The organism is Engelhardtia mirabilis, assembly GCF_007748095.1.
GTDB lineage: Bacteria > Planctomycetota > UBA1135 > UBA1135.
In genome coordinates this window covers 4088970-4108884 of record NZ_CP036287.1, presented here as the reverse complement: position 1 = coordinate 4108884, position 19915 = coordinate 4088970, and the positions used below count along the sequence as shown (strand labels likewise).

The window sequence follows — 19915 nt, the reverse complement described above, 5'->3', positions numbered from 1 at the left end:
AGTTCATTGTTCTTTGGGGCCCGTTTCTCAGGTCGCGTTCTCTCGGGCCTCAGGGCGCGTGCTCTCGGGCGCTTCGCGCTGACCGCGGCGGGGATGCCGCCGGGGACCAGCGTTGGAGCAGGGGGCCCGGGCTCCAGCGGTCCCCCCGTCCGTGTTCACGAATCGGGGGTGAGTTCGTCCTGGAAGTAGTCGACTTCGTCGGCGACGGGGTCGAGACGCTCGAAGACGCCGATGTGGAACACGGCGTCGCCCTCGTTGACCAGGGGCAGGTTCGTGCGCCCGATCAGGACGCCGTCGGTGGGGGAGATGATCGGCTCCTCCTCCTCGGCGAGCGGGTCCGAGATGGTGCCGAGCCATTGGCCGCGGGCGACCCGTGCGCCCAGTTGCAGCTTGGTGACGAGGATGCCGCTCTCGGGAGCGCGGACCCACGAGCTGCCGTGGGCCACGAAGGGCTCGACCCGGCGACTCTTCTGCTTGACTGCCGGCAGCATGCCCAGGTCGCGCATGACCGAGAGCACCCCGCGCAGGCCCGCCTTGATGGCGAGCTCATCGAAGCGCAGGGCCTCGCCCGCCTCGTAGATGATCATCGGCACCCCGAGCTCGCCGACCGACTCGCGCAGGGAGCCCTCGCGGATCGCGGAATCCAGGATCACCGGCGCACCGAAGCTGCGCGCCAGGGCTTCGCTGCCGGGTACGTCGAGGGAGGCCCGCACCTGGGGCAGGTTGGTGCGGTGCAGCGAGCCCGTGTGCAGGTCGATGCCGTGGGTGGCCTTCTTCGCGACCTCTTGCAGGAAGGTGTTCGCCAAGCGGCTGGCGAGGGAGCCCTTGGCCGAGCCGGGGAAGCAGCGGTTCAGGTCGCGGCGGTCGGGCAGGTAGCGCGTCTGCTCGACGAAGCCGTAGACGTTGACCACGGGGACCGCGATCAGCGCGCCGCGCAGCTTCGGTAGCAGCTGGCGCTTCAAGAGGCGTCGGACGATCTCGACCCCATTGATCTCGTCGCCGTGGATCGCCGCCGAGACGAACAGCCGCGGTCCGGGCCTGCGGCCATGGATGACGCACACGGGCAAGGACACCTCGCCGGCGGTGTAGCGTCGCGCCACCGGGAGGGAGAGCGTGCGGCGAGTGCCCTTTGGGATCTCGATCCCATTCAGGACCAGGGGGCCCTGGTCCGTCGTCGAGGCCAGGCTGCCGGCCCCTTCGTCGTTGTCACTATTCACCGCAGCAGGCTAGCAAGAGGCCCGGCCACGATCGCCACCAATCGACGTCAACCAACGGTGGTCGACCGGTGTCGTGGAGGGCGCAGTCGACGTAGCGGGGGGGGACCGTTCATCGCCTGCCGGACGGGCCCGCCTCTCGCGCGCTGGCGGCACCCTGGACTCCGACGTCCGCTCCGTCAGCCGTCGATCACCGCCCCACGGGTGGGGATGTCGGTGGGAACGGTCTCGCCGCCCCAGGGCGCGGTGTCCGTGCGCCCGAGCAGCTCGCGGTAGTGACTGCGGTGCTCGTCGACCCGGACCCCGTCCAGGAACTGCGAGTAGGCCAGGTACGACACCAGGAAACGGCGGTCGGCGGCCCAGGGGGGCAGGTAAGTCGGTGGCGCGCACAGGCCGATCTCGCTCAGCTCCGCCAGGGCCGGAAAGTCCTCGAGGTCCAACTTGCCGCAGAACAGGAGCGACAGGCAGTCGGCACGCCCCCCGGCCACGATCGCCCGCAGCATGTTCGTGACCCGCAGGAAGCCGTCCAGGTAAACCACGTCCTTGGTGAACGGAACACCGCCTTCGACCACGCCGCCGCGGAATACCCGACGGGCATTCTCGAAGGCTTGCTCGCGGGGAATGCCGCGGCCCAGGAAGAAGCGGTAGACCTCGAGGAAGTCCGCGCCCCGCAGGGCCATGTCGATCGCGAGCACGCGGTCCGCCAGGCGCCGCAGTCGGTCGGGGTCCTGGGTGCCGGTGATGAACTCGGCGAAGACCGCCAGCCCTTCTTGGGTGCGAGTCGTCCCCGCGTGGGAGGCGGCCAGGATCGGCAGCTTGGCCTGGGCGCGACCGTTGAGCGAGGTGCACACGTGGACGTAGGCCTCGTGCTGGATCAACTGGTTCAGGTCGCGGTCAGTGAAGCAGGCGTCGCGCCGGACCTGGATGCGGCGTGGCCCGGCCAGGGCATTGGCCGAGAGCTGGTCCACGACGACCACCTCGGGCGCTTGGTCGCCGAACAGCCGCACGCAGGCGCGGCGCAGGCCCTGGGCCACGGCGGTGGCGAAGTGGCAGGCGGCCGAGGGCGCGCCCAGGTCGAGGCCGGCGACGCTGTCGCACACCCGCTCGACCGTCTGGGCCAGGGCCAGGGCCGTGGCGTCCCCCTGTTGGCTGGTCGGGGTGCCGTAGAGCCGCTTGCCGTACTCGAGGAAGGCCGGCGTGCCGGCGCTGGCCAGCATGTCCGCCGAGCTGCCGATCGCATCCGCGCAGCGGCGCAGCCAGCGTGCAACCGTGCCGTCGCCCTCGATGCCCCGACGAATCTCGGCCAACTGGGCGTGGATCGGCGCCGCGTTCATGACCGGGTAGGTCACCCGCGGCAGCTCGCGGGCGTCCCGGGCGAAGAACTCCCGCCGCACCTCGGGCGACCAGCTCAGCGTGCGCAGGATGCGAACGCCGGACTCGGCCGTGCGCAGACGACGGGCGGTCTCGGTGATCTGTTCGGGCTTCAAGGGGAGGTTGCGGGAGGTACCGTCCGCGCGGCGGTCGATCGAACCGTGCAGGTTCTCGCCGAAGCGGACGCCGAAGTGAAGCCCCGGCAGTCAGATCCGCGCGGCCGAGAACTGGCGCGGGCCCGCTCGACGAGCCCTCCTGGATCATCCTCCCTGTCAGCGAACCTCCCGGTCGAGGCGGTCCACCAGGGCTCTCAGTTGATCGACCTGATCCAGGGGTCCGGAGACGATCGACGAGTTGGTGCGTTGATTGGCCGTCAGGCGCAGCGACTCGGGCACCAGGGGCCGGAGAGTCATGGATAGTTCCGCGGCCGAGGCGTTCTGGAGGGTGAGAATCTGGAACTCGGCCAGCGTGGGCTGTTCCGAGGTCGTCTCCGCCGCCTTCGAGGGCAGCTCTCACCCGTGTCGGTGCGGGACCTGGCAGGCGCTGGCGAGGGCGGCGAACAGGAGCGGGACGACGAAACGGGTCTGGATGGGAGCTCTCTGGAGGGCGGTCGTGGCGGCGCGGAGCTGGACGACGACCCCGCACGACCTATTCCCGCGGCGGTTCCGCGATCGGCGCGATAAGGTCCAGAATGGACCCGGACGGGCGCCGCCGAGCGTGGCGCCGCGCCAGTCCTGTGACCATGGGAATGACGAAGACGAGCCTGGCTTCGAGTCTGGTCACCTGCCTAGCGGCCGGCCTTGCGGCCTCGTACCAGGAACCTACCGCCGCGGAGGTGCTGCACGATCTGAGTTCGGTGCCTCAGGTCGGCCGACCGGTGCTGGTCGAGTGGACCTCGCGCGTGCGCGGTTCGCTCACCACGGAGACGCCGCAGGGGCGCTCGCGCGCGCCGGTGGACGAGCGTCGCACGATCGCACTGGTGGACGAGTTCACCGCGATCGAGAACGGGGGCTGGGAGGGGGTGCGCCGGTTCCTGCGCTTCGACCAGAGCGTCGAGCGCACCGTGCGTGACCCCGAGCTGGTCGGCGTCCGCGTGGCCTACCGCGAGCGGGAGGGCATGTTCGACGCCAGTACCGTTGGGCGTGGGGTGCGCGGCCGAGTCATGGACGGACTGCTCGCGGAGGCGTCGAGCTTCGGCTTCGACCTGGGCCTGCCAGTGGGCGTCGGCGTCGGCGAGAGCTTGACGGTCGCGCCCCACGCGGTGGGGACCCTCTTGACCGACGCCGTGGGGGACGTGACGGCCCTGGGCGAATTCGAGCTGGTGTCCGTGGACGAGCTGGGCCTGGCGCGGTTGGTCGGCCGCCTGGTCAGCTCGGAGGTGCGTCGCGAGGAGACGGCCGTGCTCGCCGTGCGCTACGAAGGGGACTGCAAGCTGATCGTGGACACCCGGGCCCACCGCTTGGTGGAACTCGACTGGTCGGGCGAGCGCAGCGTGTTCGGCTCGGGGATCGACTTCCAGCTCGAGGGCTCGGCGACCTTCGAAGTCGGCCTGAACTGCGCCACCGGCGCCGCGGTGACCAAAGCGTTGCTCCTGGGCCTGCGCTACCGATCGGTGCCGCGCACCGTCGACGACCTGGACCTGACTGTCGAGCTGCCCAGTCACTGGTTCCTCAGCGACGACGCGGACCACACCCGCTTCACCACGACCCTCTACGGCGGCGGCGAGCAGGTGACGCTCGAGTTCGGCGGCTACGCCATCGGCGCCCAGGAGGCCGCGGACTACATCGAGGCCACCATCGCGCAGGTCCGCGCACAGCAGGAAGTGCAGCGCGTGCGACCGGTGCGCTGCTCTCTGGGCCGCGGCCAGGCTTGCGAGTTCGAGTCCGCCGGGCGCAGCTTCTGGTTCGAGGTCCTACCCCTGGGCCCCGGGCGCGCCCTGCGCGTACGCCTGTTCGGCGAGCCCTCGGCAGTGGGTGCGGCCCTGGCCGACTGGAAGGTCGCCCGCCGCTCCTTGGAGTTGTCGGAAGGCTGAATCGCCACCGCCGCGAGCATTTGGCCTGTCTTCGGCCGGCCATCCAGTGTCCAGGACACTAGCCCGGACTACTCACGAGCATGTCCTCATGAACAGTCCGAGCTGGCTAACCAGGAGGACCGGGTTCGGCGGTCGACTTCCGCGGTCGTCAGTCGAGACCGAAGAGCAGCGTCGCGAGCTCGTCCAGGGTGCGCGGCCGGCTCGGCGCAACGGCGGCGAGCATGCGCTGAAGTCGACCGAAGCGGTGGGAGAGTCCCCAGGCCAGGAGCCGACGGGCGAGGCCGTGGTTCAGCTCGACCCCGGGTCGACCGTAGGCCTCGAGGCAGGTGCGTAGCAGGTCGCCCTCGCCGCGGAATACGAAATCGGCCAGGGGCGGGAAGTCGTACTCGGCGGGGCCCACGCGACCGTCGGCGAAGTCGAGCACGCCGCACAGCTCGACCCTGCCGGCGCGCTCTCGGGCGAAGAGGTGCTGGTCGAGCAACTCCGTGTGCAGGCACACATGGCGTTGCGCGTCGAGCGGTCCCTCGGCTTCGAGGAACGAGCCGACCTCCTCGGCCAGGGGCCTGGCCCAATCCGGCAACCGCGGATCGCCCAGGTCGCGCACCGGTGCGCGCTCGCGGCAGTCAGTCCAGAAGTCGGGCCAGGTGCGCGGGGCGTCGCTCGGATCGACGCCGTGCAGTTCGGCGATGAAGTTCCCGATGTCGGCGGCCAGGCGGCGCCGCTCGTCGTAGGGCAGTGCGGGCCAGAACTCGCCCAGGGCGCGACCGGGCAAGAGCGAGAGAACGAGGTAGGGCCAACCTTCCAGCTCGCCCATGTCGATTAGCCGCGGCGTGGCCAGTGAGGTCCGTCCGGCCAGCCGCTCGAGCCAGTCCGCCTCTGCGGCGAGCTGCCAGGAGCAGCGCGGATCGGTCAGCTTGACCACGCGGTCACCGCAGGCCCAAACGACGTCGGAGCCGCCCGCGAAGGGTTCCAAGGAGGCGGTATCCAGCCCGTGGCGGGCGGCGATCACGCCCATCGCCGCCCGCCAGCCCTCGACGGGCAGGCAAGCGCGCAGCTCGGCGCCTGGGGCGACCTCGGGCGGTGTCCAGCTCGTTGATTGCCCCACGCTGGCTCCTTTCGGTGGTGGGCGGCCTCAGCGGCGCAGCAGCTCGCCCCGGGCGCGCAGCCCGTCGACGGCGGTCTCGAAGGTCAGGCCCAATCGGATCCGCGCCAGATCGCGCAGCGCCGGGGGCAGCACCTGGGCCCCCGCGGGATGCTGCGGTGCGCCCGGATGACCGTAGACGCTCGACGCCATGCGCCCGGCCTCGGCGTCCCAGACGTACGTGCCGCCGCTCGGACACACCAGCCGCTCGCCGAATAGCTCCTCGTGCACCTCGACCGGATCCCGGCCGGGGAACAGCCGGTGCCACTCGTCGAGGGCAGGGAGGTTCGCGAAGCTCGCCTCGAGGGGCAGCTCACGCGGGTCGTCGCCGTCCATCAAACCCAGGTAGAGCAATGCGCGGGGTTCGAACTCGAAGGCCACGCTCTCACCCAGCCACGGGGTGGGGGCGGTCTCGTCGGGTCGCGCCGGCCGTTCGCCGTTCTCGTCCGCGGGCGGGTTCCAGCGGTCCAGGGCCGCCACCAGGGCCTCGCGGTTGAACGAGACGATCAGCGAGCGCGGCGTGGTTGAGTAGTACAGAGCCAACTCGTCGTCGGAGAGAGCCGTGCTGGCCACGCGCACGAAGGCTCGCCCATCCGCGGTCTGGTCCGTGTGCCAGTCCACGAGACCCGGCGCCGAACTCTCGGCCATGGCCCGGATCGCGGTCAGGAACCCGGCCAGGGCCAGGGGCTTGGCCACGCCGACCTCGAACACCACCGGCAGCAGGTCCAGGTCGGCCTCCAGCGTGTCCCAGGCATCGTTGAGATCCTCGGCCTCGAGCAGTTCGTCCAGGAGCTCGCTGTCGTCGGCGTGGATCGACCACCAGTCCCCGAGCCAGCTCAGCGCGTTGGGCCCGAAGCCGTCGACGAAGCCGGACAGGTCGCGGCCGGCCTCCTGGATCTCCTCCCCCTCGGGATCGAGGGCGCTGGTGAAGTGCACGACCGCACCTTCGTGGGGATCGCCGTCGCGGCCCTCCAGGGACTGTGCGCCGACGACCTGAATCATGTCGCGGTAGTCGCTGCCCAGGATCAGCGGGATCACGCTGAGGTCCACCGCAAGCGAGCTCTCGGTCTGGCGCACCGACGCGCCGATCGGATCGAAGAAGTTGCTCCAGTTGCGCTCGAACCCGTCGCGCCAGGTGTCGTAGAGCTCGGCCTCGCGCTTGGACACGTGGGTCAGGGCCAACTCGGCGATGGGGGTCAGGAAGGCAATCGAACCGTAGTGCTCCGAGACGGGACCGTCGACGGTCAGCGCCAGCTCGCCCAGACCGTCGATGGCGCGGCTGGCGTCGTCGCGCGGTACCGGCGGGAGGCCCAGGCGCTCGAGCACCGGCGCGAAGCGCCAGGCCACGGCGATGTCCTCGAGGTAGGCCAGGGCGCGCGTGCGCCGCGCGGTCGCGATGCGCCACAGGGGGCTGCACCAGGTGCGGATGGCGGCGTCGGGCACGATCACGAAAGCGGTCTCGTCTTCTGTGCCGAGGGGATAGCGAGACCTGAAGAAGCGGTACTCCTGCGATTCGGCGGCGGCGGGCAGGTTGCCCGCCTCGACCTGCGCCAGGACCTCCAACTGGCGGATCGAGTTGCTGACGACCACGAAGTCCGCGCCGCTGGCGACCCAGGAGCTGATCGAGCGGTCCGGCGTGACGACGCCGCGCACCGACCAGGGTCCGACGGTGGTCTCGACCGTGCGGGCCAAGGCGTGGGCCTCGGCGGCGGCACGCTGTTGCCCGTGGAGCCACTCGGCGAGCACCCCCGGGCCGGGTGTCTCGAACAGCAGCGCGAGGTCGGTGCCGGTTCGCAGGTAGGGGTCGCCTCCGGTGACGGCGACCGAGCGCACGACCAGTGCGCCCAGGGTCCGCGCGACGAGTCCCAGGGGCGCGCAGAGCTGCCGCTCGTACATCTGGCGCGTGCGCGCGTCCCGCGCGCGTGTCTCGAGTGCGGCGACCACGGGCGCACCGTCGGCTTCGAGCTCGTCCAGCAGGCGCGAGAAGGCGTCCAGCGACGGGGAATACAGGGCGTATTGGTCCGCCGGAATGTGCGCGGCGAGGGCGTCGCGCACTGGATCCAGTCCCTCGACCAAGGGGCCCCAGTCGAAGGCTGCGACGGTCACGCCCTCGATCGAGTCCAACTCCACCGTGTCCTCGGCGGGCACGGTCAGGGGCAACATGCGATCGAGCTGCATGTTCTCCGCCAAGGCGCGGCCGCCGGAGACCAGACTGAAGGTCGCGGCGTCGTCGGTGCGCCAGCGATCGCGCCAGGGCCCGAGCTCACCGTCGCGACCGTGAATCGAGCCGAAGCGCAGCTCCAAGGAGCTGTGGGGGGCATCGACGCCACTGCCCTCCGATGCATCGCTCGCGGCCTCGAGCTGCGCGAGCGATCGGCCGCGCAGATGCCGGAACCAGGCCGATCCCGGCAGGTCGCGTCCCAACAGCTGCGCGTAGTGTCTCGCACGGCCATAGGCCAGGTCGAGGGGGCCGCTGGACTCCAAGGCACCGCGCGACAAGGCACCGCGCGACAAGGCACCGCGCGATAAGGCACCGCGCGATAAGGCACCGCGCGGCGCACGGAAACGCAGCCGCAGGGGCGCGTCACCCCGCTCGGGCGCGGGCAGCGTCAGGGTGCCGCGCAGCTCCGTGGACCCTTCGAGGATCGCCCCAGGGCCCAGGTCCGCCACGATCGCGCCCCTGCGTAGTTCGGCGACGAGGCCCTCGTAGCCGATCCAGCCCTGGTCGTCGAGGGCCGTGACCAGGTACGCCTCCGGGGCTCCGTCCAACGCCAGCCTCAGTTCGAACTCACCCGGTCGAAACCAGCCGAGTCCTCGGCCGAGGTCGGCGGGCCACTCCGATCCGTCGAGTTCGAGGTCGGCCACATTGACTACGACGATGTCCTGGGCGCCCGCGGGCGCGGCGACACCGAGGGCGAGGCAGACGGAGAGGGCGGCGGGGGCAAGTCGAGTTCGTAGCTGCATCGTGGGTCTCCTGCGGGCTGGCCAGCCTACTGGCCCGAGCCCCCCGGCAAGCGCGCCGTTCCCGACCTCAGTCGAGTGCCCGGCCGATTTGGGCCGCGAGTTCGTTCTCGGTGAACGGCTTCTCCAGCACGCTGATGTGGGGATGGAGTAGGCCGTGGCGGGCCACGACCTTATCGGTGTAGCCCGACATGTAGACCGCCTCCACTGCACGGAAGCGCGCCTTGACCCGCGCGGCCAACTCGGCTCCGGTCATGTCCGGCATGATCACATCGGTCAGGAGCAGGTCGACCCGCTCGCTCGAGGTGGAGAGCAGTTCGAGGGCCTCGGCGCCGCTGCGCGCGACCATCACTCGGTAGCCGATGCGTTCGAGGATCGTGCTGGCCACCGCGCGAATCAGGTGGTCGTCTTCGGCGACCAGGATCAACTCGCCTCGACCTCGGCGCGACTCGATCGGCGCCTGCCCGCAGACCGGCTCTGCGATCGACGCACTGGTCGAGGGCAGGTAGACGCGCAGCGTCGTGCCCAAGCCCGGCTCGCTGTATAGCCGAACGTGGCCGCCGTGCTGGCGCGCGATGCCCTGCACTGTCGCCAGGCCGAGGCCGGTGCCCGCGTCGCCCTTGGTGCTGAAGAAGGGCTCGAAGGCGCGCTGTTGCAAGTCCGGGTCCATTCCAACACCGTTGTCGGAGACGACGATCACGCCGAAATCACCCGCCACGGCGTCCGGATGCCCGTCCAAGTCCCCGGCCGCGAACGTCCGTCGCCGGATCTGTACGTGGATCTCGCCGCCGGTGGGCATGGCGTCATGGGCGTTGAGCACGAGGTTGGAGACGATCTGCTCGATCTGCGACGGATCCGCGAGGACCACCGTTTCCGCCGAGGTCAGTTCGACCTCCAGGCGCACGTCACTGGACAGACTGCGCTGCAGCAGCGGCTCGAGGTTGCTGACCACCTGCCGCAGATCGGCGGCGCGCTGTCCCGAGGGCCGCCGTCGACCGAGATCCAGCAGGCGTCGGGACAGGACGCGGCAACGCTCGGCGGCCGAGCGCACCACGCCCAGCTGCTCCGACTGGACCTCGGTCAGCTGCGCGTCGTCCAGCAACAGGTCGGAATAGACCAGGATCGGCGACAGCATGTTGTTGAAGTCGTGGGCGATCCCAGCCGCGAGCCGTCCCACCGACTCCATGCGTTGGGCCTCGCGCAGGCGCACGTCGAGGACGCCGTCCTCGGGGCCACGCTGGACCAGGCCCACCAGGGTCGTGGGATCCATGCGCTCGAGGTGCAGTTCGATCTCCCGCCCACCGGCGCGACCTCCGCGCAGCTCGAACGACGCACGACCTGGGTGGCCCGCGGCGGCGTCCCTGACCAGATCGCCGATGGTGTAGGGGCCGTAGCCATCGTGCGTCGCCGCCAGGGAGGTCGCGAACAGATCGGTCAGGGGCCGACCGACCAGGTCTTCCTCGGTCGTTCCCAGAGCAGTGGCCAGGGCCCGATTGGCGCCCAGGACCAGGGCTCCGTCCGTCACCAGCGCGCCGTCTCCCATGGCGCGCCAGAGGGTCGCACCGAGGTTGGAGATGTGGTTGATCATTGCGTCTCGTTCCTTCGTCCTGGGGCCGCGGCCCTCGGCTCGTCCGGGCCCACTGGGGGCCGAAGTGGTGCCCAGGGATGGGCACGACAGGGCTCCGCAGGCCCCGAGGGTGTAGGAGCAACCTGGGCTCCGGGCGCGGACTCGAATCCGTCGGATTTGGCGCTCCGGGCAGGGCCGAGGCTCGCTCCCGTCGCGCAAGGGCGGTCAGTCCAGGGCCCGCGGATGGGCGCGCTCGTAGACGCGGCGCAGCTGCTCCAGGCTCACGTGGGTGTAGATCTGCGTCGTGACCAGGTTGGCGTGGCCCAGAAGCTCTTGGACGCTGCGTAAGTCCGCTCCGGCGTCGAGCAGGTGGGTGGCGAAGCTGTGCCGCAGGGTGTGCGGCGTCGGTCGCCGCCGCAGCCCCGCCTCCAGAGCGCGCTGCTCGACGATGCGCTGCAGCGAACGCGTCGTCAGGCGACCGCCCTTGAGGTTCAGGAACACCGCTCCAGCCTCGTCGGGGGTCGGACGCTCGGGGTCTGTCAGGTATTGATCCAGGGCCTCCAAGGCGTAGCTCCCCAGGGGCGCCAAGCGCTCCTTGCGTCCCTTGCCGCGCACTCGCGCGAGGCCCTGTTCCCGATCGATGTCGGCGCGGTCGAGCCCGACCGTTTCCGCCGCGCGAGTGCCGGCCGAATACATCAGCTCCAAGATCGCGCGGTCGCGGCGCCCCGCGGCGAGCGTCAGGTCCGGCGCGCGCAGCAACGTCTCGACCTCTTCGATCGACAGGGCGCCTGGCAGGTGTCGGGGCGTGCGGCGTTGACGCAGTCCGGTGGCCGGATGCAGCTCGATGCGCCCCTCGTCCACCAGCAACTTGAAGAAGGAGCGGGCCGCCGAGAGCTTGCGTTGGATGGTGGTCTTGCCGAGTTCGCGCGCATCGAGGCGAGCCAGATGCCGCCGCAGGTGACGCGGCGTGACGTCCTCGCCCCGTTCGACGCCCAACTCGTGCAGGGTCGTCAAGAGCTCCTCGAGATCGCCGGAGTAGGCGCGCACCGTGTGCTCACTCGATCCACGTCCGTGGGCCAGGTGGTCCAGGAAGCGATCGACGTCGCGCGCCAGGGGCGTGTCGGCCCTGGGCTGCACTGTGTCGTCCGCGCTCAACGGGGGCCCCGCGCCCAATAGGGGTAGCGTTCGAGCGAAACCAGCTCGTACCTGCGTCCGTCGCGATCCTCGAAGCGCAGCAAGGCTCCCAGCAGCGGCGCGGAGTCGTCGATCGCGAACCAATAGCTGGCCACGAGCGTCTTGGCGCCCGTTTCGCACAGATCGATGCGTCGAGCTTCGAGCGTGCCGTAGGGGACTTCGATCGTCGCGATTCCGCTGTCCACCAACTCGAGCTCGACGGTTGTCCACGGCACTCGATGGGTGTCGCGCTGGCTCGGCAGGAGGGCGATTCGCACGGTTCGGCCCTGCGTGTCGACCGGGAAGTCGCGCAGGACCAGGGTCAGGGCGTCGACGGACAGGGGCAGGGGGCCGGGCCGGCGCCCCTGGGTCATGCCCTCGCCCGGGAAGTAGGTGGACTCGAACAGGCGCCAGCCGTCGCCGTCGGACCAGGCCTGCTTGAAGCTCGCGCCACAGTCCTCCTGGGTCGCGCAGGTCCACTTGAACGTGGACAGGTCCGCCGTGCGCGTGAACACGGCGGTCGAGAAGTCGTAGTCGTAGCGCTCGGTGGGGACCCGTTCGGACCAATGGTGCTTGAAGACCTCGACACCGTCCGAACCCTCGGCCTTGGTCGTGGTGGCCGGGTCCATGCGCTGCTTGTTGGTGTAGGCCGTGGCCCGGTAGTGGCGCGGCTCGCCGTAGATCACCCGCGTCGCGTCGTAGACGGCGACCTCGGCGAAGCCGTCGTACCAGGTCGGGTCGTCGCGCCAGGTCCCCTCGACGATCGGCCAAGGCGGTGAGGCCTCGGTCGAGGTCCACTTGTCACCGACGCAGCCCAGGGCGGTACCGGCGATCCACAGCGCGACGATGCTCGCCGCAACACGCAGGCTGGGCGGGGACAAGCTGGGTCGCAGGTACATGGGCCGATCCTAGCCCGCGATTGCGCGCAGTTCGCCCCGTCTTCCCGCGCCCCTCGTGGTCGCGCGCAGCGCCCGTCAGGGGCGACGCCCGCCCGTCGGCGCGGGCGCGGCGTTGCCACCGGGGAGGCCGACCTGAGCCTCGGACGCAACGCCGCGGAAGGCCTCGAGCAGCACCTCGCGCGAGCGGGGGTTGATGCCAGCCGTGAAACCCGCCTCCTCGGAGACGTCCAAGGACTGCTTCAGCCGCTCGGCCTGCTTGGCCTGGCGGCGCAGGTAGTCCACCGTTTGGTCGGTCTTCTGGCGCGAGGTGCTGGCGTCCGCCGCGACCTGCTCCATCCGCCGGGAGAGCTCCGCCACCTTGCTCTCGAGGGTCAGCACCCGCTCCTCGAGGGTCGCCTTGTCCTGCTGGAGGCTGGCCACCTCGGGTCGCGAGGCTGCGTGGCCTCCAGCGAGGGCGGCGGCGGTCAGGAGCAGGGGGGCGAGGGTGCGGGAGGCTTTCATGGCGAACGGAGGATCGACCGGGCCCCGCCCGGGCCTTGATGCCCGGGTCGAGATTCGTCCACCCCGGTCAGGTAGCCGAGACGGATTCGTCCTCGGGAATCGGCGGCAGGGTGGCTGCCATGGCGAGGGGCACGATCAGCACGAGCGCCCCCATCAAGTAGGGCGCGGTGGTCCCCAGACCCCAATAGGCGAGGCCACCCAGCACCGGTCCGATGGCCCTCGAGAGGGATCCCATGGAGCGAAAGGTGCCCAGGGCCAGGCCCTGGTCGGTGCTCGGCACGTAGAGCGAGATCAGCGCCGACAGGCTCGGGAAGGTCAGCGCGCTGCCAGCGGCCAGGAAGAACAGGCCGAAGTAGAGCAGGTTGGGCGAGCCGCTGAAGCCCACGGCCAAGAGCCCCGGGAACATCAGCGTGATCCCCGCCATGGCGATCTTCTTCTCGGAGACCTTGCCCGACAGGCGCCGCACGACGCCGCCCTGGATGAACGCGATCGTGAGTCCCACGAAGACGAACATCCAGGCGTTCTCCTTCGGCCCGTAGAGGAAGCGGTCGGCGGCCAGGAACACGAGCGTGAACTCCATCGCCGCGAAGCAGGTCTGGTAGATCAGGTAGGTGATGTTGGTGCGCGTCACCCCGGGCAGGTTGATGCGCGCCAGGGCGGCGAAGGGGTTGCGAGAGCGCTCGGCGCCGTCGGAGCTGCCGCGACGCTCGACGGGCAGGGTCTCGGGGAAGCGGACAGCGGCCCACAGCCAGTTGAACAGGGCCAGGACCAGGGCCGCGAGGGCCGCGCCCGAGAAGGGGTTGACGCCCAGGGCTTCGCCGCCGGGCCACCAGGCCAGGACGTCGATATGCAGGTAGGCCAGTGCACCGACCGCCGGGCCGAGCACGAAGCCCAGGCCGATAGCGATGCCGACCACGGCCATGTTCTTGACGCGCTTGCTCGGCTCACTCACGTCGGCGATGACCGCGCTGGCGGTGGCGATGTTGCCGGCCATGATCCCGCCCAGGATGCGCGCGACGATCAGGAGCGCGAAGCTGCCGGCGAAGAACCACACGAGGTAGGACAGCGCGGTGCCGCCGAGGGTCAAGAGCAGGGTCGAGCGACGGCCGATGCGATCGGAGAGCCCGCCCCAGAAGGGTGCGAACAGGAACTGCAGCATCGAGTAGAGCGAACCCAACACGCCGCCGAAGAGCGCGATCACCGCGAACTCGGCACCCTCGCGACCGCCGACCCAACCCTGCAGGGTCGATTCCAGTCCGCCGATCAAGCTGCCAGGGCCCTCGGCATCCAAGTAGTGGGCGAGCAGATCCGGGAACAGCGGGAACAGCACCGAGAACCCGACCATGTCGATGAAGATGGTCAGGAACACGAGGCCCAGGACGGACCGGCCGGAGCGCTTATTGGACAAGGTTCGAGGGAGTCGGGAGCCGTGGCGGAACTGGTGTCCTGAGCGCGAAGGTCGACGGCAACGGCCGTGGGCCGGGTGGTCGCCGGCGAGGCGCGCCAGCGACGCGTTCCCGCGTCGGAACACCCGCCAGGTGCGGTCGAACTTCGGGATCAGGGCACGAGGGCGTCAGGCTACTGCCCGGGACTCGGGCGCCTGCGGCCTTTCTCCCGCGCCGGAGCGAATCCAAGGGCTGCCGACCGTCTTTCGTAGACTCCCGGCCGAATGAACGGGAGCGCTGGAGCAGGTCGCCCCTCGAGGGTGGAGCAGTTGCAGCTCGAACAGGGGATCGACGCGGTCATCGCCCTGCGCGCGGCGGTCTGCCTGGGCGGGCCCGTCGCCCTGGACTCGGTCGCCGGGAGCCCGCGTCGCTGGAGTCTGGTGGGCTTCGATCCACTCGTCCGCGCCGAGGGCACGACGTCGATCGCCGGCCTGCGGGACCTGGTTGGCCAGATCCCTGATCTGGGCGTGCAGGGACCCTTCGCCGGCGGGTTCATCGGCGCCCTGGCCTACGACCTCGGCGTGGCGGGGGAGGCTCTTGAGCTGCCCGCGGAGCCCTGGGGTCAGCCACTGATCGCGGGAGGGCTCTACACCGACTTCTTCTTGCTCGATCACGTGCGCGGGACGGCGACCCTCGTCGCCGCCGAACTCGACGACGACCCGCGCGGACCCCTGGAGCGGCGCCTCGAGCACGCCCGCGATCGCCTGGCCGACGCTCGCGTCAACCCACCGCCGCTCGCGGTTGCCGGCCGCGGACTCAAACGCCACACGCCGCCTGAGGAACATCGCCAGCGCGTCGAGGCCGTGCGCGAGCTGATCCGCGACGGCGAGCTGTACCAGGCGAACATCGCCCACCGCATCAGTTGCTCCGTCGATCAGTCGCCGCTGGCGCTCTACGAGAGCCTGCGCGCCGCCAACCCGGCGCCCTACGCCGGCTACCTGGAGTTCCCGGGTGGGGCGTTGCTCTCGTCGTCCCCCGAGCTGCTGCTCGACTTCGACGGCCGCGAGGCGGTCACCCGTCCGATCAAGGGCACCGCGCCGCGCGGCATCGACGACGAGGAAGACGCGCGCCTGGCGCGGGAGCTCTTGGCCAGTGTCAAGGACCGCGCCGAGCTGGCCATGATCGTGGACCTCGAGCGCAACGACCTGGGCCGCGTGGCCACGCCCGGTGGAGTCAGCGTCGACGCCTTCCCCGAGCTCGAGCGCTACGCGGCGGTGCAGCACCTGGTCGCGACGGTGCGCGCCCGCCCGCGCCCCGGGGTCGACGCGGTGGCGCTCTTAGAGGCGTTGTTCCCGGGGGGCTCGATCACCGGCGCGCCAAAGCTGCGCTCGATGGAGGCCATCGCCCTGCTCGAGGGCGAGGGCCGCGGCTTCTTCACCGGCTCACTGGGTTTCCTCGACACCCGCGGCCGCGCCTGTTTCGACATTCTGATCCGAACCCTGCTGTGGCGTCCGACGCCCGGCGGCGGCGAGGTCTCCCTGCGCGTCGGCGGCGGGATCACCTGGGACTCGGACCCCGCGGCCGAGGAGTCGGAGACGATCCACAAGGCCCGGGCCATGCTCGCGGCCTTGGGTCTCGACCCTCGCGAGGCGGTGGCTGACGCCGCGGGGGAGGGCTCGCGGTGAGCGACCCGACCGATCGCGGCGCGGCCTGGCCCGTCGTGTTGCAGGGCGAGCTGGTGCCCGCCGACGCGGCGCGGGTCTCGATCGCGGATCCGGCCCTGCGACTGGGGATCGGTCTGTTCGAGACCCTCGCCCTGCGCGGCGTGCCGCGACTCGTCGACGCGCACCTGCAGCGACTCGCGCGCTCGGCGCGCTCCCTGGGTCTGGACCTGCCCGACCTCGATGGCCTCGCCGACGGAATCGAGCGGCTGGCCGAGGCCCTGCCCGTGGATCGCGCCGCCCTGCGCTTGACGGTCTCGCCGCGGGCGGCGCCTGGCACTCGCTGGTGGATCGAGGCACGGCCCCTGCCGGAGCGTCCGGCGCGCGTGGTGCTCTGGCCCGCGGGTCCCGTCGTGCGGCCGGGCGACCTGCTCGAGCAGATCAAGCACACCGGACGGCTGGGCAAGGTGTTGATGCGGGAGCGGGCCGTCGCCCGCGGAGCCCACGACGCCCTGCTCGCGACCACGGACGGCGATTGGGTCGAGGCCACCGTCGCCAACCTGTGGGTCGTGGTCGACGGCCGCCTGCGGACGCCGCCCAGTTGCCGCGGCTGCCTGCCGGGCGTCGCGCGCGCGACGCTCCTGGCCGACGATCGGCCGATCCTGCCAACGGAGGTGGCGGCGATCGCACCCGCCGAGCTGGCCCGGGCCAGCGAGATCCTGTTGACCAATTCCCTACAGGGTGTCCTGGCGGTGGACGAGGTCCTGGGCCTGGGGCTCGACCTGCCCGGGGCGGCCGGGCCGGTGGCCGCCGCGCTCCAGCGGCGATTCGAGGAGCTGGAAGTCGGGCCCCGGGTGCGGAAGGCGGACTCCGGGAAGGATCGCGGGCGGGGTGCGTCGATGTAGGCTGGCGAACCCGCAGTCGACCCACCTGCTCCGTAGATGATCGCCATGAGCACCCTTCTGACCCTGCTTCTCAGCCTCACGCCGGCAACGGCTGTTCCTCTGACCCCAGTCACGGGGCCCATCTCTGGGCTCACGGCTGCCGGCATGTCGCAGGAGGAGGGTGAGGCCCCGAAGCCTGACGAGCGGCCCGAGGTCGCCAAGCTGCTCGACCAGCTCGAGGAGCACTACAACGATCGCAAGGGCGAGCAGGACGAGGCCGCGGTCGGCCTCGTCGACAGCCTGCTCCAGGAGTTTCCCGAGAGCGGACCCAAGGATCGCGAGTCGATCGTCGACGGGATCGCCGACGCGGTGACGGTCAAGCGGCTGCTCGACGACGAGGACCAGCCCCGCGACACCCTGCAGATCGCGGCGGCCACCGCCCTCGGACGCATGGGGCCCGAGTCGGGCCCCGCGCTGATCAAACTCGTCGACCACAAGGCCCTGCGCGAGACCCTGCGCGCCCATGGGGCCGTGTTGAAGTCCCTGGGTCGCGTGCACCCCGAGAAGGGCGTGAAGCCCTTGATCGAGATGCTCGACCACAAGGACGAAGAGCTGGTCGCGGCCGCTTCGGTGGGTCTGGCCGGCTACGTCGAGGCCGATCAGAAGGTCCGCAAGGACATCGTCGAGAACCTGCTCAAGACGATCATCCCGCTCAAGGACGCACTGGCCAATGGGGAGGACGCCAGCTCGGCCTACGAGGAGGCGCGCGAGCGCTTCGACGCCATCTCCGCCGCCGTGCGGGACACGCTGCAGGTCCTCACCGGACACGACGAGCGTGAGTTCTACGCCTGGCGAGATTGGTGGAACGACAACAAGAAGAAGGACTGGGACGCCGGTCGCGCCGATTGACTGACGTCGAGCGATCCACGCGCGTCGGTCCCGTCGCGCTGCTGATTCCGATCCTCGTGGCTGCCCTGTGGTGGCTGCGGGTCGGGCCGCCCGCGGCTTCGTCGGGCCTCGGCGAGCCGCCCGTGTCGGTGGAGGAGCCGCCTCAGGTCACGATCTGGCGCGGTCGTTTCGAGCTCGATGGGGACCGCATCCTGGTCGCGCGCCTGGCGCCCTGGCACGCGGACCACGAGCGTCAGTCCTTCGAAGCCCAGGCCCTGCGCCGCAGCCTGGGACTTGTGGGGGGCGAACCCTTCCGCCTGGAACTCGGGCTCGAAGGCGAGTCCGAACCGCTCTCGATCGACTGGAGTGCCCTCCGCGTGACAGGGACCGGATCCGACCTGGCGCTGCCCGAGGTCGAGGGCGATCGCGGCGCGGTGGGCGCGCTACTGGCGCCGCCGAGCACCGCGCTGACGTCGGGCTCCGGCCTCCAACTGGCCCTCTGGGGTCGACCGCCCAGCGGCGAGGGCACCCTGGTCGGGTTGGAGTCGACCTTCCCCGAGGTCGCCGACTGGACCCTCGCCCAGAGCGAGGAGCGTGCCGACCACCTGCCTCGCAGCCTGGCGGTGGTGACGGCGACGACGGCGGGATCGACGGCGGGATCGACGGCGGGCACCGAGCCGCGCGCCGAGCGCGTCGAGCCGGACGGGACCGCCGCCCTCGACCTCGACGGTGCCTTGGAGCGCGTGGCGCAACTCGAGGCTCAAGTTGCGCGCCTGAACGGTGAACTCGGGCGCATGGAGACTTCGCGCATCGACCGCGAGATGGCCTTCATCGAGCATCAACGGGTGCTCGCGGGTCTGACCGACATGGGGCCCCTGGAACAGCAGTTGCGCGCCCTGCTCGACCTTCCGCCCCTCGAGCCGGAGGTCGAAGAGGCTGTGGAGCCGGACCCCGCGGTCGCCATCGAGGCGGCCGAGGTCGTCGCGGCGCGCGAGGCCAGCGCCACCCGTGCGCGACGCCTCAACAACCTGTTGCGGTCGGAGGGCATCTGGGGCGTGGAGCTCCTGGAAGCAGGCCAGTTGATCTTCGCCCAGCCCGTCGTCGAGGACGAGGCAGCCGGCGACGACTCGAACACCTTGGCGGGCGCCCTGGCCGCCCTCGATGGTGGCCTGCCGGCGGTCGATACCGGGGCGGATGCCTCCACTGCGGACTCGAGCCGAGTTGACGAGCAGATCCCCGGTGCGCCCGGTCCCGACGCGGCACCGGACACGGAAGTGGTCGGCGCACTTGCGGGCGCGCCGGACCTCGACGCGGCGCCGGGCGAGCCCGGTTCCGGCGGGGCGCAACACGCGGCGGGCATCGACGTGGCGGGGGATGTGATCGCCGGCCCCGTACAACCTGGCGCGCCGGACCCTGGGGCCGAGCAGGGTGCGCCGTTCTCCGACGTGGCCGAGAACGTGCCGGGTCGGGATGCGGTGCAGGAGTCGTTCACGGGGAACGCCGACGAAGACGGCCGCCTCGCGGCCGCCATGGCCAGTGTGGCCCTGCCCGAAGTGATCGAGGTGCCCGACGAGACGACCGAACCGCCCGAGTCGATCGGCACCGGCCCCGTGGTGTTTCGCACCGTCGACGACCGCGGCCGCCTGACGGGCGGTATCTACGCCGCGCGGATGTGGCTCGAAGGGAGTCGCTCCGGCCGCAGCCTGACCTTGATGCTCGAGCAGGGCTATCGTTCCGAGGGCGGGCGGCGCCTGCCCTTCGAGAACGGCCGCCACCGCATCGAGTTGCGCCACGTGGACCCCGAGCCCTTCATGGACGCGCTGCCCGAGCTGTTCATGTCGGAGGCCCTGGCGCGGGTGATCGACGACGGGCGATGGTCCCTGCCCATGGTGCGCTCGACGATCAACGGGCTGCTCGCGCGCGAGCCCGCCGGCAGCGGCTACCACCTGGCCTGGCTCGGCGGGATCGTGGACGAGGAGTGGCACGACGTGCACTTCGAGGTGCGCGACGATCAGGGACGCACCCAGCGGCACCTGTTCGCCGACCGCATGCGCCTCGACCTGAAGGATGAGACCCTGACGATCGACCTGTTCGATGGTTCGACGATGCGCGGCGGCGCCAAGGCGCCCTTCCTGGACGGACGGCTGCGGATCGTGATTCCGCGCGCCGACGGGGCCGCCTGGAGCCGAGCCCAGCTCCCGGGCTTTGCCGCCGCCGGCGACGGCAGTTCGAGCTGAA

The 19915-nt window shown here is 70.9% G+C and carries 15 protein-coding genes; 5 read left to right on the top strand and 10 right to left on the bottom strand.

Annotation, left to right across the window (positions count from 1 at the left end):
• Positions 1-155: 155 nt before the first annotated feature.
• The 3 genes from Pla133_RS15235 to Pla133_RS15225 all read right to left on the bottom strand — a co-directional run bounded on the left by Pla133_RS15235 (position 156) and on the right by Pla133_RS15225 (position 3037).
• Entirely contained in the window at positions 156-1217 is a 1062-nt protein-coding gene (locus tag Pla133_RS15235; protein ID WP_419191565.1) for a succinylglutamate desuccinylase/aspartoacylase family protein, read from the bottom strand.
• 176 nt (positions 1218-1393) lie between these two features.
• On the bottom strand, positions 1394-2701 hold the full coding sequence (locus Pla133_RS15230; RefSeq protein WP_419191564.1) for a peptidase MATCAP family protein: 1308 nt from the start codon (positions 2699-2701) through the stop codon (positions 1394-1396).
• 156 nt (positions 2702-2857) lie between these two features.
• The gene (locus tag Pla133_RS15225; protein ID WP_419192453.1) at positions 2858-3037 is read right to left on the bottom strand and encodes a secretin N-terminal domain-containing protein; all 180 of its coding nucleotides are present in this window, start codon (positions 3035-3037) and stop codon (positions 2858-2860) included.
• 290 nt (positions 3038-3327) lie between these two features.
• On the opposite strand from Pla133_RS15225, the gene Pla133_RS15220 reads away from it, so the two are divergent.
• Complete coding sequence (locus Pla133_RS15220; RefSeq protein ID WP_145066712.1) at positions 3328-4617, top strand: hypothetical protein; 1290 nt, start codon at positions 3328-3330, stop codon at positions 4615-4617.
• A 148-nt stretch (positions 4618-4765) separates the two neighbouring features.
• On the opposite strand, the gene Pla133_RS15215 is transcribed toward Pla133_RS15220, so the two are convergent.
• From Pla133_RS15215 to Pla133_RS15185, 7 genes are all read right to left on the bottom strand, one after another.
• Entirely contained in the window at positions 4766-5722 is a 957-nt protein-coding gene (locus tag Pla133_RS15215; RefSeq protein WP_145066710.1) for a phosphotransferase, read from the bottom strand.
• Positions 5723-5749: 27 nt separating this feature from the next.
• Positions 5750-8722, bottom strand: coding sequence for a hypothetical protein (locus Pla133_RS15210; RefSeq protein WP_145066708.1), 2973 nt, complete (start codon positions 8720-8722; stop codon positions 5750-5752).
• Between the two features lie 67 nt (positions 8723-8789).
• On the bottom strand, positions 8790-10307 hold the full coding sequence (locus Pla133_RS15205; RefSeq protein WP_145066706.1) for an ATP-binding protein: 1518 nt from the start codon (positions 10305-10307) through the stop codon (positions 8790-8792).
• 204 nt (positions 10308-10511) lie between these two features.
• Entirely contained in the window at positions 10512-11423 is a 912-nt protein-coding gene (locus Pla133_RS15200; RefSeq protein ID WP_419191563.1) for a tyrosine recombinase XerC, read from the bottom strand.
• Positions 11424-11437: 14 nt separating this feature from the next.
• Positions 11438-12358, bottom strand: a complete 921-nt coding sequence (locus Pla133_RS15195; RefSeq protein WP_145066704.1) for a hypothetical protein — start codon at positions 12356-12358, stop codon at positions 11438-11440.
• Positions 12359-12433: 75 nt separating this feature from the next.
• Positions 12434-12859, bottom strand: coding sequence for a hypothetical protein (locus tag Pla133_RS15190; RefSeq protein WP_145066702.1), 426 nt, complete (start codon positions 12857-12859; stop codon positions 12434-12436).
• Between the two features lie 67 nt (positions 12860-12926).
• Positions 12927-14267, bottom strand: coding sequence for an MFS transporter (locus tag Pla133_RS15185; RefSeq protein WP_145066700.1), 1341 nt, complete (start codon positions 14265-14267; stop codon positions 12927-12929).
• A gap of 306 nt (positions 14268-14573) precedes the next feature.
• On the opposite strand from Pla133_RS15185, the gene Pla133_RS15180 reads away from it, so the two are divergent.
• Genes Pla133_RS15180 through Pla133_RS15165 form a run of 4 tightly spaced genes read left to right on the top strand, consistent with a single transcriptional unit; the run spans position 14574 to position 19914 of the window.
• Positions 14574-15929, top strand: a complete 1356-nt coding sequence (locus Pla133_RS15180; RefSeq protein WP_419195394.1) for an anthranilate synthase component I family protein — start codon at positions 14574-14576, stop codon at positions 15927-15929.
• On the top strand, positions 15926-16810 hold the full coding sequence (locus tag Pla133_RS15175) for an aminotransferase class IV (protein WP_145066696.1): 885 nt from the start codon (positions 15926-15928) through the stop codon (positions 16808-16810). The genes Pla133_RS15180 and Pla133_RS15175 overlap by 4 nt, the downstream gene beginning before the upstream one ends.
• Positions 16811-16855: 45 nt before the next feature.
• Entirely contained in the window at positions 16856-17698 is an 843-nt protein-coding gene (locus Pla133_RS15170) for a HEAT repeat domain-containing protein (RefSeq protein ID WP_145066695.1), read from the top strand.
• Positions 17695-19914, top strand: coding sequence for a hypothetical protein (locus Pla133_RS15165; protein ID WP_145066693.1), 2220 nt, complete (start codon positions 17695-17697; stop codon positions 19912-19914). The genes Pla133_RS15170 and Pla133_RS15165 overlap by 4 nt, the downstream gene beginning before the upstream one ends.
• The last annotated feature ends 1 nt before the right edge of the window (position 19915 follow it).

Excerpts from the sequence above, each read along its gene's own strand:
- Pla133_RS15210 (WP_145066708.1), bottom strand. The coding sequence starts at position 8,722 with ATGCAGCTACGAACTCGACTTGCCCCCGCCGCCCTCTCCGTCTGCCTC.
- Pla133_RS15220 (WP_145066712.1), top strand. The coding sequence starts at position 3,328 with ATGGGAATGACGAAGACGAGCCTGGCTTCGAGTCTGGTCACCTGCCTA.
- Pla133_RS15170 (WP_145066695.1), top strand. The coding sequence starts at position 16,856 with ATGAGCACCCTTCTGACCCTGCTTCTCAGCCTCACGCCGGCAACGGCT.
- Pla133_RS15190 (WP_145066702.1), bottom strand. The coding sequence starts at position 12,859 with ATGAAAGCCTCCCGCACCCTCGCCCCCCTGCTCCTGACCGCCGCCGCC.
- Pla133_RS15195 (WP_145066704.1), bottom strand. The coding sequence starts at position 12,358 with ATGTACCTGCGACCCAGCTTGTCCCCGCCCAGCCTGCGTGTTGCGGCG.
- Pla133_RS15205 (WP_145066706.1), bottom strand. The coding sequence starts at position 10,307 with ATGATCAACCACATCTCCAACCTCGGTGCGACCCTCTGGCGCGCCATG.